The 15,333-nt window shown below is 72.6% G+C and carries 14 protein-coding genes; 8 read left to right on the top strand and 6 right to left on the bottom strand.

Annotated features, from left to right (window positions below; genetic code table 11):
• Positions 1–42 precede the first annotated feature (42 nt).
• Genes AC5JJ1_RS27325 through AC5JJ1_RS27305 form a run of 5 tightly spaced genes read right to left on the bottom strand, consistent with a single transcriptional unit; the run spans position 43 to position 6,548 of the window.
• Positions 43–774: a metallophosphoesterase gene (locus AC5JJ1_RS27325; protein ID WP_495788283.1), complete on the bottom strand. Its 732-nt coding sequence runs from the start codon at positions 772–774 to the stop codon at positions 43–45.
• Positions 771–2,225 carry a cryptochrome/photolyase family protein gene (locus tag AC5JJ1_RS27320; protein ID WP_495788282.1) on the bottom strand — a complete coding sequence of 485 codons (1,455 nt, stop codon included), beginning with the start codon at positions 2,223–2,225 and terminating at the stop codon, positions 771–773. Before AC5JJ1_RS27320 ends, AC5JJ1_RS27325 begins: the two co-directional genes overlap by 4 nt.
• A 46-nt stretch (positions 2,226–2,271) precedes the next feature.
• Positions 2,272–2,967, bottom strand: a complete 696-nt coding sequence (gene pdeM, locus AC5JJ1_RS27315; protein WP_495788281.1) for a ligase-associated DNA damage response endonuclease PdeM — start codon at positions 2,965–2,967, stop codon at positions 2,272–2,274.
• Positions 2,964–5,510 (bottom strand): ligase-associated DNA damage response DEXH box helicase, encoded by a 2,547-nt coding sequence (locus tag AC5JJ1_RS27310; RefSeq protein WP_495788280.1) that lies wholly within the window; start codon positions 5,508–5,510, stop codon positions 2,964–2,966. The genes pdeM and AC5JJ1_RS27310 overlap by 4 nt, the downstream gene beginning before the upstream one ends.
• A 42-nt stretch (positions 5,511–5,552) precedes the next feature.
• A complete protein-coding gene (locus AC5JJ1_RS27305; RefSeq protein WP_495788279.1) occupies positions 5,553–6,548 on the bottom strand; it encodes a sensor histidine kinase in 996 nt (331 codons plus the stop codon).
• Positions 6,549–6,892: 344 nt separating this feature from the next.
• On the opposite strand from AC5JJ1_RS27305, the gene AC5JJ1_RS27300 reads away from it, so the two are divergent.
• Genes AC5JJ1_RS27300 through AC5JJ1_RS27290 form a run of 3 tightly spaced genes read left to right on the top strand, consistent with a single transcriptional unit; the run spans position 6,893 to position 10,666 of the window.
• A complete protein-coding gene (locus AC5JJ1_RS27300; RefSeq protein ID WP_495788278.1) occupies positions 6,893–7,930 on the top strand; it encodes a ligase-associated DNA damage response exonuclease in 1,038 nt (345 codons plus the stop codon).
• The gene (locus AC5JJ1_RS27295) at positions 7,927–9,534 is read left to right on the top strand and encodes a cisplatin damage response ATP-dependent DNA ligase (protein WP_495788277.1); all 1,608 of its coding nucleotides are present in this window, start codon (positions 7,927–7,929) and stop codon (positions 9,532–9,534) included. Before AC5JJ1_RS27300 ends, AC5JJ1_RS27295 begins: the two co-directional genes overlap by 4 nt.
• A 43-nt stretch (positions 9,535–9,577) precedes the next feature.
• A complete protein-coding gene (locus tag AC5JJ1_RS27290) occupies positions 9,578–10,666 on the top strand; it encodes a PA0069 family radical SAM protein (protein ID WP_495788276.1) in 1,089 nt (362 codons plus the stop codon).
• On the opposite strand, the gene AC5JJ1_RS27285 is transcribed toward AC5JJ1_RS27290, so the two are convergent.
• A complete protein-coding gene (locus AC5JJ1_RS27285; protein WP_495788275.1) occupies positions 10,652–11,350 on the bottom strand; it encodes a winged helix-turn-helix transcriptional regulator in 699 nt (232 codons plus the stop codon). The two genes, AC5JJ1_RS27290 and AC5JJ1_RS27285, sit on opposite strands and share 15 nt — an antisense overlap.
• A 56-nt stretch (positions 11,351–11,406) precedes the next feature.
• On the opposite strand from AC5JJ1_RS27285, the gene AC5JJ1_RS27280 reads away from it, so the two are divergent.
• The 5 genes from AC5JJ1_RS27280 to AC5JJ1_RS27260 are packed head-to-tail and all read left to right on the top strand — an operon-like array spanning position 11,407 to position 15,210.
• Positions 11,407–11,841: a VOC family protein gene (locus AC5JJ1_RS27280; protein WP_495788274.1), complete on the top strand. Its 435-nt coding sequence runs from the start codon at positions 11,407–11,409 to the stop codon at positions 11,839–11,841.
• Positions 11,841–12,356 (top strand): VOC family protein, encoded by a 516-nt coding sequence (locus AC5JJ1_RS27275; RefSeq protein WP_495788273.1) that lies wholly within the window; start codon positions 11,841–11,843, stop codon positions 12,354–12,356. The genes AC5JJ1_RS27280 and AC5JJ1_RS27275 overlap by 1 nt, the downstream gene beginning before the upstream one ends.
• Complete coding sequence (locus AC5JJ1_RS27270; protein ID WP_495788272.1) at positions 12,326–12,718, top strand: VOC family protein; 393 nt, start codon at positions 12,326–12,328, stop codon at positions 12,716–12,718. Before AC5JJ1_RS27275 ends, AC5JJ1_RS27270 begins: the two co-directional genes overlap by 31 nt.
• Before the next feature lie 51 nt (positions 12,719–12,769).
• Complete coding sequence (locus AC5JJ1_RS27265) at positions 12,770–13,921, top strand: ATP phosphoribosyltransferase regulatory subunit (protein ID WP_495788271.1); 1,152 nt, start codon at positions 12,770–12,772, stop codon at positions 13,919–13,921.
• Positions 13,921–15,210 carry an adenylosuccinate synthase gene (locus AC5JJ1_RS27260; RefSeq protein ID WP_495788270.1) on the top strand — a complete coding sequence of 430 codons (1,290 nt, stop codon included), beginning with the start codon at positions 13,921–13,923 and terminating at the stop codon, positions 15,208–15,210. The genes AC5JJ1_RS27265 and AC5JJ1_RS27260 overlap by 1 nt, the downstream gene beginning before the upstream one ends.
• Positions 15,211–15,333 lie beyond the last annotated feature (123 nt).

The raw sequence follows: 15,333 nt of genomic DNA, 5'->3' as shown, positions 1-15,333 counted from the left end.
CGGATCGCACATCCCAACCGGATAGGGAAACCTCTGTCTCGGTCAGAACACTAGGTCGATCCAGGAGAGGTGGCCACCCTTGCCGGCGCCGGTGTCGAGGAAGATGGCCCGGCCCCCAGCCTCGCCCGGCTGGATATAGGGGCGGCCGTCGGTCGAGCGCCGCTCATGCCCGCAATAGAGGGTGTAGCCGGCAGGGATGCGGTCCACCCAGTCGTGCAGGCGCTCGGGATAGCCATCGGCCATCATCCGCCCCGTCACCTGGCCGAAGAGGGCCCGTGAGAGCATCGGGTCCGGCTTGCGGGTGCCGGCATCGGGCGGGGAGGGCTCGCGCAGCATGCGCGGGTGCCAGCCGGCATGGACGAAGAGCGACTGGCCGAGCCGGAGCCAGGCCGGGGCCGCGGCGATCTCTGCAATGGCGCGCAGCTTCAGCGCCTCCCCATCCGGCGCCTCGGCGAGCTGCGCCAGCGTCCGGCCGAGGCCTTCGGCGGCCATCCGCACCCGCTGCCCGACCAGCGCCCGGCGCAGCTTGTGGTCGTGGTTGCCGAGGAGGAAGCGGCCGCGCCCGGCATCGAGCAGGCCGAACATCCGCCGCAGCACGGCCGAGCTGTCGGGCCCGTGGTCGGTGAGGTCGCCGAGCTGGAGGATGAAGAGCCGCTCCGCCTCCGCCCCCGCCACCGCATGCTCGAAGGCCGCCGCATCGCCATGCACGTCGCCGACGATGCGCAGGCCCCGGAAGCCGCGGGCGGCGAGGTCGGCCTGGGCCGCCGCGGTCACGCATCCGCCTCCGGGCCGGCGCGGAGGCGGGCGAAGGCGTCGAGGGCGCGGCGGCGGCCATCCTCGGGCAGCACCACGGGCGCGGGGTAGTCGCGGCCGATCACGAGCCCGGCCTTCTGCAACACCGCCTCCGGCGCCGCCCAGGGCTGGTGGATCCAGCGGTCGGGCAGCCGCGCCAGCTCCGGCACGAAGCGGCGGACATAGGCGCCCTCGGGATCGAATTTCTCGCCCTGCAGCACCGGGTTGAAGACGCGGAAATAGGGCGAGGCATCCGTCCCGCTGCCGGCGATCCATTGCCAGGAGGCGCTGTTGGAGGCGAGGTCGGCATCCACCAGCGTGTCCCAGAACCAGGCGGAGCCGGCCTGCCAGGGCTGGAGCAGCTGCTTCACCAGCAGCGAGGCGGTGATCATTCGGACGCGGTTGTGCATCCAGCCATGCCGCCAGAGCTGGCGCATGCCGGCATCGACGATGGGGTAGCCGGTGCGGCCGCGCTGCCAGGCGCGCAGCAGCGCCGCGTCGGGCGCGAAGGGGAAGGGGGCGAAGCGCTCGCGCAGCGCCGACTCCGGCATGTCCGGCCGGTGCCAGAGCAGGTGGTAGGAGAATTCCCGCCAGAGGATCTCGGACAGGAAGGGCCAGGCGGCGTCGAGGTCGCCGGGGATGGCCTCTCGCACCGCATGCCAGACCTGGCGCGGCGAGACCTCGCCCCAACGCAGATGCGGGGAGAGGATGGAGGAGCCCTCGACGCCCGGCAGGTTGCGGTTCACCGCATAGTCGCGGACGGGCCCGGCGAGGAAGCGGGCGAGGCGCGCCGCGGCCCCGGCCTCGCCCGGAGTCCAGACGGTGCCGAACTCGGTGGCCCAGTCGGGGATGGGGGGCTGCGGCAGCAGGGTCCAGTCGGCGAGGCGGTCGCCTTGCGGCGCGCCCTCAACCGGGTGCAGGCGATCGGGGGCGGGCAGGGGCGGCTGCGGCTCGCTGCGGGCGGCCATCGACTTGGCGAAGGGGCCGTAGACCGTATAGGGCTTGCCGCTGCCGCTCATCACCTCGGGCGGCTCGCGCAGCAGGGTCGATGTCAGGAGGCGGAGGCTGCGGCCGCCGGCCCGGAGCGCCTCGGCGACGCGGGCGTCGCGCTCGCGGGCCCAGGGCTCGTAGAGACGGCCGGCCAGGACCTCGCCGGCGCCGATCTCCTCCGCCAGGGCCGGGATGACGATCTCCGCCCGGCCGCGCGCCAGCAGCAGCGGCGCCCCGCGCGCCGCCAGCGCCTCGGCCAGCGCCGCGAGGGAGTGGTGCAGCCACCAGCGCGCCGCCCCGCCCGGAGCCCACCGGCCGGCCGCGTCGTCGTCCAGCACATAGACGGGCAGCACGGGCCTGTCGGCCACGGCGGCAAGGGCGGGGTTGTCGGCGAGGCGGAGGTCCTGTCGGAACCAGAAAAGGGCAGGGGGGAGGCGGGTCATCGCCGATATGTAGGCAGCCGCGGCGAAAGCGCGACACGCCTAGTCCTCATCCCGCTGCCGCCCCGGCGGCCATGCTGAACAGCCGCTCCCGCCCCAGCAGGAAGAGCCTCGCCCCGCGCGGGAAGAGGCCGGCGATGGCCGGATCCCGCGCATCGAGCCCACCGGTATAGGCGCCGAAGGCGGGCAGCACGACGCGCCTGCCATCGGCGACGAAGCAGGGGCGGGTGATGCCGCCGGCTCGGGTCTGCATGGTCGCCTTCGGATGGAAATGGCCGGAGACCTCGCCGCCCGCGGCCGCCGAGAAGCGGGAGGCGGGCGGCTGCGCCTGGTGCCGGAAGACGAGCGGCCCGTCGCGCACTTCCGCCGCCGCTTGGCCGGGAAGGCCCTCGGGCGGCTCCGGGTCGTGGTTGCCGAGGACCCAGAGCATCTCGAGCCCGGCCAGCATGCGCTGCAGCGCCTCCAGCTCCGCCGGCGGCAGGCGGCTGGCGCCGTGCCGGTCATGGAAGCTATCGCCGAGGGCGATGATCCGCGCCGGTTTCCAGCGCCGCAGCAGCAGGGAGAGGCGGGCCAGCGTCTCCCGCGTGTCATAGGGGGGGAGGAAGCGGCCGGCGGCGGCGAAGGCGCTGCCCTTCTCCAGATGGAGGTCGGCGACGACCAGCGTGCGCCGGGCCGGCCAGTGCAGCACCCCGGCCGGGTCGAGCATCAGCCGCTCGCCGCCCAGGTGGATCGGCGCGGCGCTCATGCCCGGCCGAGGCTCTTCGGCGCGTTGCGGATGAAGCGGTTGTAGCGCGGCCGCTCGCGGTGGCGCGGCTTGTCGACGTCGCGCGGGCGGATGGCGACGCCCTCCGTCACATCGGCGAGAAGGCCGGAGAAGAGCTCGGCGCCATCGGTCACCTCCTCGACCAGCGACTCGGCCTCGGCGAGCAGCGCGTCCTCGGCGCCGCCGGCGACCCATTCGCGCCCCTCCTCGATCAGCGCCGGCACGGCCAGCGGCGAAACGCGCTTGAGCTGCTTGTGGATGATGCGCCCCCGCGCGCGCGCCAGCAGCAGGCCGATGCGGGCGACGTCCGTCAGGCCACCGGCGGCCTCCTGCCGCGTGGCGCGGAGCAGGATGTGGTCGGGCTCGTGCTTGCGCAGCACGTCGTAGATCAGGTCGGCATTCATGGTCATCTGGCGCGGGCGCTTCTCTTGTCCCGGGTGGTTCTTCTCGAGCAGCCCGGCGATGGTGGCGATGTTGCGGAAGGTGCGGCGGAGCATGGAGCTCTCCGCCATCCACTCCTCCAGCTCCTCGCCGAGGATATCCTCCTCGAAGAGATGCTCCACACCGGTCGGCTCGAAGGCGGACCAGGCGGCGAGGACATAGTCGGTGGCGAGGTAGCCGAGCGGGCCGAACCCGGCGCGCTCCATCCGCTTGGTGACGAGCATGCCGAGCGTCTGATGCGCCAGCCGCCCCTCGAAGCAATAGGCGACGAGGAACCAGCGGCCGCCGCGCGGGAAGGTCTCGATCAGCAACCCGTCCTTGGGCGGCAGCATGCTCTGGCGGCGCTGCAGCTTCAGCCAGTCCTGCACGGGCGCGGGCAGCAGGCGCCACTTGCGCGGGTCGTGCAGGATCTCCCGCACCCGCGCGGCCAGCCAGGTGGTGAGGGGCATGCGGGAGCCGGCATAGGCGGGCACGCGCGGCTCGCCCTCGCCGCCGCGGGAGACGACGGCGCTGACGCCGTCCAGCGCCTCGAAGCGCAGGGTCTGGCCGGCGAAGATGAAGCAGTCGCCGGCGACGAGCGTCGAGATGAACCACTCCTCCACCTCGCCGAGCACCGGGCCGCCGCGCAGCCGCACCTTCAGCAGCGGCGTCTCGACGATGGTGCCGAGATTCATCCGCAGCTGCCGCGCCACATGCTGGTCGCGCACATGGACCATGCCCTCGGCATCGCGGAACAGCTTGCGGAAGCGGTCATAGACGCGGAGCGCGTAGCCGCCATTCTCGACGAAGCCGAGCACGTCGTCGAAGTCGCGGCGGGTGAGGGCCGTGTAGGGCGCGGCGCAGCGGACCTCCTGATAGAGGTCGTCCGGTCGGAAGGGGGCGTGGCAGGCCATGGCGAGGATGTGCTGCGCCAGCACGTCGAGCCCGCCGGGGCGCGGCGGGTCGCCATCCAGCTCCTCGTGCCGTACGGCCTCCAGCGCCGCGGTGCACTCGATCACCTCGAAGCGGTTGGCGGGGACGAGGATGGCGCGGGAGGGTTCGTCCATCCGGTGGTTCGCGCGGCCGACCCGCTGCAGGAGGCGGGCGACGCCCTTCGGCGCGCCGACCTGGATCACCTGGTCCACGTCGCCCCAGTCGATGCCGAGGTCGAGCGAGGCCGTCGCCACCACCGCGCGCAGCCGCCCCGCCGCCATCGCCGCCTCCACCTTGCGGCGCTGCTCGACGGTGAGGCTGCCATGATGGAGGGCGATCGAGAGGCCATCCTCGTTCAGCCGCCACAGCGCCTGGAAGCAGAGCTCCGCCTGCGCCCGCGTGTTGACGAAGACGATGGTGACCCGCGCCGCCTGGATGCGGCGATAGACCTCCGGCATGGAGGCGAGGCCCATATGCCCGCCCCAGGGCAGGCGCCCTTCGGGCAGGGTGATGGCGAGGTCGGGCGCCGCGCCGCCGCGCACCTGGACGAGGCGCACGCCCTCGGGCTCGCCGGTAGGCGAGAGGAAGGCGCGCAGCGGCTCCGGCCAGGCGACCGTCGCCGACAGGCCGACCCGCCGCGCCCCCGGCGCCAGCCTGCCGAGCCGGGCGAGGCTGAGGGCAAGCTGGTCGCCGCGCTTGGTGCCGGCGAGCGCATGGATCTCGTCGACGATGACGGCGCCGAGCCCGGCGAAGAACTCCCCCGCCTCGGGCTGGGAGAGCAGCAGGGCGAGGCTCTCCGGCGTGGTCAGCAAAAGATTGGGCGGGTCGGCGCGCTGGCGGGCGCGGCGGTTCTGCGGCGTGTCGCCCGTCCGCGTCTCGATACGGATGGGCAGCTCCATGTCCTCGACCGGCGCCGTCAGGTTGCGGGCGATGTCGACGGCCAGCGCCTTCAGCGGCGAGACATAGAGGGTATGCAGCCCCGACCGCGGGTTGCGGGCGAGGTCGACGAGGCTGGGCAGGAAGCCGGCCAGCGTCTTGCCGCCGCCGGTGGGTGCGACCAGCAGGGCGGACTCGCCCGCCTCCGCCGCCCGCAGCAGGGCGAGCTGGTGCGGCCGCGGCGTCCAGCCCCGCCGCGCGAACCAGGCGGCAAAAGGTTCCGGCAATGTTCCCATCCGGCCCTTTATATGGCGGGAAGGAGCCTGCTCGGGAAGGCGTTACCCGCAGGCGAAGCGCAGCGTCGCCGTGGTGCCGCCATCGGTCTCGATCCGCAGGCTGGCATGGGCCTGCCGCGCCAGGCGGGGGACGAGATGGAGGCCGAGGCAGCCCTGCGGCGTGTTGCGGCGCTGCTCCTCCGGCAGGCCGATCCCGTCATCCGCCACCACGAGTTCGCCGAGGCCCGGCGCCGGCCGGCGCAGCGCGAGGCGGATGGTGCCGATCTGCTGCTCGGGGAAGGCGTGGCGGGCGGCGTTCACCACCAACTCGTTGACGATGAGGGCGAGCGGCGTCGCCTGGGAGACCGGCAGCAGCAGGCCCGGCTCCACCTCCGCCGCGAGGGTGATGCCCGAGCGGCCGGCCACGTCCAGCGCGCTGCGGGCGGTGGCCAGCAGCTCCGTGCCGAGGTCGATCACCGCATTCTCGGCGATGCGGAACATGCGGTCCTGCACCAACGTCGCCAGCATCACGCGCGTCGCCGCGCCGCGGAGGGCGGCGGCCACCTCCGGATTGGTCGCGCGGCTCGCCTGCAGGCCGAGGAAGGAGGTAGTGGCCTGGGCGTTGTTCTTCACCCGATGATGCAGCTCTGCCAGCAGCAATTCCCGCTCGGCGAGGGCGCGGTGCCGCTCCTCCAGCGCCTGGCGCATGTCGGTGATGTCGACGCAGGAGCCGAGGAAGCCGGCGAAGGCGCCGTCCTGGCAGAGCGGCCGCGCGGTCTCCAGCAGCCAGCGCCAGGCGCCGTCATGGCGGCGGAGGCGGAAGTCGAGGGTGAAGGGGGCGCGGTCGGCGAAACCCTGCAGGCAGACCCGCTCGCAGCGCGCCCGGTCCTCCGGATGGACGCCCTCCATCCAGCCGAAGCCGAGCTCGGCTTCCAGCGGCCGGCCGGTGAAGTCGAGCCAGGGCTGGTTGACGAAGGTCCGGGCCCGGTCGGGCCCAGCCTGCCAGAGCATCACCGGAGCATAATCCACGAGGAGGGAGGGCTCCGCCTGCGCCGCCATCCTGGCATCCGAGGCACCCCCTGGCCCTGGCGACATCCAATTCCCTTGTCCATCATCGATGCCGCGACGCCGCATGGCCGTTGCGATTGCGGTCCCGTATGACGCATGAGGCGACCATGGGTTTCCTTGACATCGCCTCTGCCCACGCTGCTGGGAACGGCGCGTCATGGGCGGGGTTGCTGCCGCGGCCGAAACCAGCCGGCCAGGCTGCGCCGCAGTCTCGATGAGCGGCTGCCGCCTCGCAAATGGCGACCATGTGATGATACCGGGTTGGTTTCTTCCCGCCGCAATGGCGGGAAGGTGATGGGTTGAAGCCGTGCGCCGCATGGCCAAGCTTCTCCCCGATGCCTCATCCAGAGACCTGGCTCCGCGTCACCCCCGATGGCCTCCTGTGCGAGCCGGGTGGCTTCTTCATCGACCCGGTGCGGCCGGTGGAGCGCGCCGTCATCACCCATGGCCATGCCGATCATGCCCGGCCGGGACACCAGGCGGTGCTGGCGACGCCGGAGACGCTCGCCATCATGCGGGCGCGGATGGGGGAGGGGGCGGGCGCCACCCAGCAGCCGATGCGCCATGGCGAGGTGCTGCGTCAGGGCGACGTCACGATCCGCCTGGTGCCGGCGGGGCATGTGCTCGGCTCGGCGCAGGTGGTGATGGAGTGGCAGGGCAGCCGCGCCGTCGTCTCCGGCGACTACAAGCGGCAGCAGGATGCGACCTGCCTGCCCTTCGAGCCGGTCCCTTGCGACGTCTTCGTGACCGAGGCGACCTTCGCCCTGCCGGTCTTCCGCCACCCGGACCCGGCGCATGAGGTGGCGAAGCTGCTGAAGAGCCTCGCCCTCTTCCCCGAGCGCACGCATGTCGTCGGCTGCTACGCGCTTGGGAAGTGCCAGCGGCTGATCACCCTGCTCCGCGCCGCGGGCTGGGACCGGCCGATCCACCTGCATGGGGCGCAGCAGCCGCTCTGCCGCCTCTACGAGCAGCTCGGCGTGCCGCTCGGCGAGCTGCGGCCGGCGACCGTGGCCAACAAGGCGGAGCTGAAGGGCGCTATCGTCCTCGCCCCGCCCTCGGCGATTGCCGACCGGTGGGCGCGGCGGCTGGCGGAGCCCGTCACCGCGCTGGCCAGCGGCTGGATGCGGGTGCGGCAGCGGGCGAAGACGCGGGGCGTGGAGCTGCCCATGGTCATCAGCGACCATGCCGACTGGCCGGACCTCAACCGCACCATCGACGAGGTCGGCGCGCCCGAGGTCTGGGTGACGCATGGGCGGGACGATGCGCTGGTGCATGCGCTGGCCGGGCGCGGCATCCGCGGCCGGGCGCTGCACCTGGTCGGGCTCGGGGAGGATGATGACGAGGTGGTGGCCGAGGGGGCCCCCGCGGCATGAGCGTCCCGGCCTTCGCCGAGCTGCTGGAGCGCCTGATCTTCACCCCCGGCCGCAATGCCAAGCTGGCCCTGCTGCGGGACTGGTTCGCAACGCAGCCCGACCCGGATCGGGGCGTCGGGCTGGCGGCGCTGACCGAGGAGCTGGTCTTCACCGCGGCCAAGCCGATGCTGATCCGCGACCTCGTGGCGGCGCGGACGGACCCGGTGCTGCTCGCCCTCAGCCATGACTATGTCGGCGACCTCGCCGAGACCGTGGCGCTGATCTGGCCGGAGCGGCAAGGCGTGAACGCGCCGCCGCCCGCCCTCTCCAATGTCGTGGAGGCGCTGGAGGTGACGCCGAAGGCCGACCTCCCGGCGCTGATCGCGGGCTGGCTGGACACGCTCGATTCCGGCGGGCGGCTGGCGCTCATCAAGCTCATCACCGGGGGGCTGCGCGTCGGCGTCTCCGGGCGGCTCGCGCGCGTTGCGCTGGCGGAGTGGTCGGGCAAGCCGGTCGAGGAAATCGAGGAGCTCTGGCACGGCATCGCCCCGCCCTATCTGCCGCTCTTCCGCTGGCTGGAGGGGCACTCGGACAAGCCCGATCCGCGCGACGCCCCGGTCTTCCGCCCGCTCATGCTCGCTCATCCGCTGGAGGACCGCGACCTCGCCGCGCTCGACCCTTCGGCCTATCGCGCCGAGTGGAAATGGGACGGCATCCGCGTCCAGATCACCGCCGGGCCGGGCGGGCGCCGCATCTGGAGCCGGGGCGGGGAGGACATCTCGGGCGGCTTCCCCGAGATCCTGGAGGCGATGGACTTCCACGCCGTGCTCGATGGCGAGCTGCTGGTGATCCGCGATGGTGTGGTCGCGCCCTTCGCCGATCTGCAGCAGCGGCTGAACCGCAAGCAGGTCGGGCCGAAGATGCTGCGGGACTATCCCGTGGGCGTCAGGCTCTACGACCTGCTCTTCGAGGCGGGCGAGGATCTCCGCCCGCTGCCCTTCGACGCGCGCCGGCGACGGCTGGAGGATTGGGTCGCGCGGCATGCGCCGGCGCGGATGGACCTTTCGGCACTGATCGCCTTCGGCTCCGTCGCGCAGCTGGGCGAGGTGCGGGACGGGGCACGGGCGGCCTCCATCGAGGGGCTGATGCTGAAGCGCGCCGACAGCCCCTATCTCGCCGGCCGGCAGAAGGGCTTCTGGTGGAAGTGGAAGCGCGACCCGCTCTCGATCGACGCCGTGCTGATGTATGCCCAGCGCGGCCATGGCAAGCGCAGCAGCTTCTACTCCGACTACACCTTCGGCCTCTGGCGCCCGATCGAGGGCGGCGGGGAGGAGCTGGTGCCGGTCGGCAAGGCCTATTCCGGCTACACGGATGAGGAGCTTGGGTGGCTCGACCGTTGGATCCGCAACCACACGGTCAGCCGCTTCGGCCCGGTGCGGGAGGTGGAGAAGAGCCTGGTGCTGGAGGTGATCTTCGACGCGGCGCAGCTTTCGGGTCGGCACAAGTCGGGCGTCGCCCTGCGCTTCCCCCGCATCGCCCGCATCCGCACGGACAAGCCGGCGAGCGAGGCCGACCGGCTCGAGAACCTCATGGCCTTCGTGGAGGCGGGGCCGGCGGACGGGTAATTGTTCTTGATGTGTTCTCTATGGGCGGCCTATCCTCCCGGCCATGCCGCCCAGCGACGACGCCCTGCCCGCCCTGCCCCGGAAAGGCCGCGGCGCCGTCTCCAACCGGCCGAGCGCGCGCTTCGGCCTCGCCGACCGCTACGCCGTCGACGATGGCTGGGGCGCGGCGGAGGAGGAGGATTTGGCGCCGCGCGAGGCGGCGACCCTCGGCATCGATGCGGCGCGGCGGATCATCACCAGCAACGACAGCCCGGATATCGGCTTCAGCCGCTCCATCAACCCCTATCGCGGCTGCGAGCATGGCTGCATCTACTGCTTCGCCCGGCCGACGCATGCCTATCTGAACCTCTCGCCCGGACTCGATTTCGAGACGCGCATCTTCCACAAGCCGGCGGCGCCCGAGTTGCTGCGGCGGGAGCTCATGGCGCCGGGCTATGTGCCGAAGCCGGTCATGCTCGGCATCAACACCGATGCCTACCAGCCCTTCGAGCGGTGGGAGGGGCTGACGCGGCGCATCCTGCAGGTGCTGGCCGAGTTCCGGCACCCGGTCGGGCTGCTGACCAAGTCGGCGCTGATCGAGCGCGACATCGACATCCTGGCGCCGATGGCGGCCGCGGGGCTGGCGCGGGCCGGCATCTCCATCACCACGCTCGACCGCGGCCTCGCCCGGCGGTTGGAGCCGCGCGCCGCGACGCCCGGGCGGCGGCTGGCGGCGATCCGGGCGCTGGCGGCCGCTGGCATTCCGGTCACGGTGATGGCGGCGCCGGTGATCCCAGGCCTCACCTGCCATGAGATCGAGCCGATCCTGGAGGCGGCGGCCGAGGCGGGGGCGACCGGCGCAGGCATGACGCTGGTGCGGCTGCCGCACGAGATCAGGCCGCTCTTCGAGGAATGGCTGCACGCCCATGTGCCGGCCCGCGCTGGGCGGGTGCTGGGCCTCATCCGGCAATGCCGGGGCGGCAGGCTGAACCAGGCCGGGTTCGGCGAGCGGATGCGCGGCACCGGTCCCTATGCCGAGTTGCTGCGGCAGCGCTTCGCGCTGGCGGCGGCGCGGCTCGGGCTGGACCGGCCGCGGCCGCCGCTCGATACCAGCCGCTTCCGCGCGGCGGGGCCGCAGCTATCCTTGTTCTGAGCCGGCCTTGGGCGGCAGGGGGAAGAGGGTGAGGAAACGCGCCGCCAGCGCCCGGTCGCCCTTGACCCGCAACGCGCCCGCGGCTTCCAGCGCCTCGAGGGGCTGGCCGCCAAAGATCGCGGCGGCGATGACGGCGGGCGCGCCGTCGAGGATGAGGTCGGCGCTCTCGACCGGGCCGGCGGCGATGGCGATCTGCCCCGCCTCGAGCCGTGCAAGGTAGCGCTCCGCGCCGAGGCGGAAGCCGATGCGCGCGGCGAGCTCCCCGGCCCGGCCCGCATGCAGCATCGTCCGCAGCGAGAGCAGCAGCGAGGCGGCGCTGAAGGGCAGCGTCGGGTCATGCAGCGGCGAGCGCGCCGCCCAGCGGCCGAGCGCCTGGAAGATCGGCTCGCTCTCCATCCCCCACTCGGTCAGCGCATAGACCTGGGCCGAAGCCGGTGGCGGCAGGCGGCGGCGCACTACCACCCCCGCCGCCTCCAGCCCGGCCAGGCGCTGGGTCAGCACATTGGCGCTGATCCCCGGCAGGCTGGCGCGCAGCTCGCTGAAGCGCCGGGGCCCGAAGATCAGCTCCCGCATCACCAGCAGCGCCCAGCGCTCGCCGACCAGGTCGAGGGCATGGGCGGCGGCGCAGGCATCCTCATACCAGCGGCGCGGCGGCGGGGTTTCGGTTATTTTTTCTGACTTCATGGTTGCTAATGATAACTCACTCAGGCAGGCTGGCCAAGCCAGAGGGAGAAAACGCCGTGCCGAAGCTGATCTTCGTGAACCTGCCCGTCACCGACCTGAAGCGCTCCATCGCCTTCTACGAGGCCGTCGGCGCCCGGCTGAACCCCCAGTTCACCGACGAGACCGCCGCCTGCATGGTCTTCTCCGAGACCATCCACGCCATGCTGCTGACCCATGACAAGTACCGGCAGTTCACCGCGAAGCCGATCGCCGATGCGCATGCCTCGAGCGCCGCGTTGATCTGCCTCTCCGCCGAGGGCCGCGCCGAGGTGGATGCCGTGGTCGAGCAGGCCGGTGCCGCCGGCGGCCGCAAGGACCCCGGCAAGCTGCAGGATTACGGCTTCATGTATGGCCGCAGCTTCGAGGACCCGGACGGGCATCACTGGGAGATCATGTGGATGGACCTGGACGCAGCCCTCAAGGCGATGGGGCCAGGGAAGGACATATCGTGATGGCCAGCCTCGCCCTTTGCCTCTGGTTCGACGGCCAGGCCGCCGAGGCTGCGGCCTTCTACGTTGCCGCCTTCCGCGAGGCCGGGCAGGAGGCCGGCCTCGGCGAGACCATGCGCTTCGGCGACGGGCGGGTGCTGAGCGTGACCTTCCGCCTCGCGGGGCAGGAGTTCGTCGCGCTCAATGGCGGGCCACAATTCCGCTTCACCCCCGCCCTCTCGGTCTTCGTCACCGTCGCCGGCCAGGCGGAGCTGGATGCGATCTGGGACCGGCTCTCGGCCGACCCGGCCGCCGAGCGCTGCGGCTGGCTGACCGACCGCTTCGGCCTCTGCTGGCAACTGGTGCCGGAGGAGCTCGGCGCCATGCTGCGCGATGCCGACCGGGAGCGTGCCGAGCGGGTGATGCGGGCGCTGATGGGCATGGGGCGGCTCGACCTCGCGGCGCTCCGGCGCTCCTATGCCGGGGAGAGCCCGAAGGAGCCCGCCGCATGCGCTTCAACCACGTCGCCAACCGGCTGAACCCCCTGCATTTCGAGGCGGTGGTCGGGCTCTTCACAAAGCGGCTCGGCTTCGCCGTGCTGCGGCGGACGGAGCGTGCCATCTGGCTGCGGCAGCCGGGGGCCAATGTGGACCTGCAGTTCAGCCGCAGCGAGACGCCCGGGCGGGATGCGGACAAGCTTCGCTCCCAGGTCTCCTTCCTCAGCGAAACGCCGCGCGAGGATCTGGAGGCGCTCGCCGCCTGGCTGGCGGGGCAGGGGGTGGAGGCGCGGGTCGGGGCCTATTCGGAGCGTGAGTTCTACCTCGACGCTCCAGCCGCCTTCGTCGACTTCGTCATCGAGGCCATGCGGCCCGAATTGGCCGACTATCCGCTGGATGAATAAGGGCGCGAGCCCCTTGCGTCGCCCCCGCCCCCCTGCCACACCCGCGCCCGCATGACCGACGACCTGCCCAACCCTGCCCTCTTGCCCGCCGGGCTGATGGACCTCCTCCCCCCCGAGGCGGAGCGGGAGGCGGCGCTGGTCGAGGCACTGATGGCCGCCTTCGCCGGGCATGGCTACGAGCGGGTGAAGCCGCCGCTGCTGGAATTCGAGGACAGCCTGCTCGCCGGCTCCGGCGCTGCGGTTGCGGAGCAGACTTTCCGCCTGATGGACCCGGTCAGCCAGCGGATGATGGGGCTGCGCGCCGACACCACGCCGCAGGTCGCCCGCATCGCCGCCACGCGCCTCGGCCTGCAGGCCCGGCCGCTCCGCCTCTGCTATGCCGGGCAGGTGCTTCGCGTGCGGGGGACGCAGCTCGCGCCGGAGCGGCAGCTGCCGCAGACGGGGATCGAGCTGATCGGCAGCGACGCGGCGGAGGCAGATGCCGAGGTGGCGCTGGTCGCCGCCGAGGCGCTGGCGCGCGCCGGCGTTCCTGCCGTGAGCCTCGACATCACCCTCCCCACCATGGCGCCGGCCCTGCTGGAGGCGGCCGGCGTGCCGCCTGCGCTCAGCCAGCGCCTCGCGCGCGCGCTGGACCGCAAGGATGCCGTTGCGGCGACGGAGCTGGCCGAGCAGGCCGGGCCGCTGGCCGCCGCGCTGCCGGTGCTGCTCGCCGCCGCGGGCCCGGCCGACGGGGCGCTGGCGGCGCTGGCCGCGGCCGACCTGCCGCCGGCGGCACGGGCGATCGCCGACAATGCGGCGGCCGTCATCGCCGCCATCCGGGCCCGCGCACCCGATCTCCGCCTCACCCTCGACCCGGTGGAGTTCCGCGGCTTCCGCTACCATGTCGGCGTCGCCTTCACCCTCTACGGCCCGGGCGCCACGGGCGAGCTGGCACGCGGCGGCCGCTATGTCTCGGCCAATGACGAGCCGGCGACGGGGATGAGCCTCTACCCCGATGCCGTGCTGCGCGCCGCCGGCCGGGCGCCGGCGCGGCCGCGCATCTTCCTCCCCCTCGGCACCTCGCCCGCTGCCGCCGCGGCCTTGCGGGACCAGGGCTTCGCCACGGTGGCCGCGCTCGGCCCCGGCGACAGCCCCGCCGCGCTGCGCTGCACGCATATCCTGCGCGACGGCGCCGCCATGCCTTCCAGCAAGGACGATGTGTGATGGCCAATGTCGCGGTAATCGGCGCCCAGTGGGGCGACGAGGGCAAGGGCAAGGTAGTGGACTGGCTGGCGAGCCGGGCCGATATCGTCGTGCGCTTCCAGGGCGGCCACAATGCCGGCCACACCCTCGTCATCGGCGAGCAGGTCTACAAGCTCTCGCTGCTGCCCTCGGGCGTGGTGCGCGGCAAGCTCGGCATCATCGGCAATGGCGTGGTGCTCGACCCGGATGCGCTGCTCGGCGAGATCGAGAAGGTCACCGCGCAGGGCCTCTCCGTGACGCCGGAGAACCTCCGCATCGCCGAGAACACGCCGCTGATCCTGCCGCTGCACCCGGCGCTCGACAAGGCGCGCGAGGCGGCACGCGGCGAGGACAAGATCGGCACCACCGGGCGCGGCATCGGCCCGGCCTATGAGGACAAGGTCGGCCGCCGCTCCATTCGCCTCTGCGATCTGGCCGAGCCTGCGACGCTCTCGGCCAAGCTCGACGAGCTGCTGCTGCACCACAACAGCCTGCTGCGCGGCCTTGGCGCGCAGACCTTCGAGAAGCAGGCGCTGCTGGACGGGCTGCTGGCCCTTGCCCCGCGGCTGCTGCCCTTCGCCGAGGCGGTGTGGGAGCGGCTGGAGGCCTCGCGCCACAAGGGCGAGCGGGTGCTCTTCGAGGGCGCCCAGGCGGTGATGCTCGACGTTGACCACGGCACCTACCCCTATGTCACCAGCAGCAACACCGTCGCCGGCAATGCCGCGGCGGGGGCGGGGATCGGGCCGGATGCGATCGGCATGGTCCTCGGCATCGCCAAGGCCTACACGACACGCGTCGGCAGCGGGCCCTTCCCGACCGAGCTGCAGGACGAGATCGGCCGGGGCCTCGGCGAGCGCGGCCGCGAATTCGGCACGGTGACGGGGCGCCCCCGCCGCTGCGGCTGGTTCGATGCCTGCATGGTGCGCCAGGCGGTGAAGACCGGGGGCATCCAGGGAATCGCGCTCACCAAGCTCGACGTGCTCGACGGGCTCGAGGAGCTGAAGGTCTGCACCGGCTACACGATCGGCGGCGAGCATGTCCGCCGCCTGCCGGCCGCCGCCGGGGCGCAGGCCGCCGCGAAGCCGGTCTATGAGGTGCTGGAGGGTTGGACCAGCTCCACCCGCGGTGCCCGCTCCTATGCCGACCTCCCGGCCGCGGCAGTGAAGTATGTCCGCCGCATCGAGGAGCTGGTGGAGGCGCCGGTGGTGCTGCTCAGCACCAGCCCGGACCGCGACGACACGATCACGCTGCGCGACCCCTTCGCGGGGTAGCAGCCCTGTCAGCGCTCTACCCGCACCTGGCTGGCTCCGTGCAGGCCTGGTTCCACCAGGATTGCGACCTAGCAGCCTGTCGGATTCCCATCTGGTCTGAAATCGGCGAATCTGGCGGGCATG

The sequence above is a fragment of the Belnapia sp. genome, from assembly GCF_059504005.1.
The sequence above is the reverse complement of the archived record's forward strand: the minus strand, read 5'-3'. Positions and strand labels throughout refer to the sequence as shown.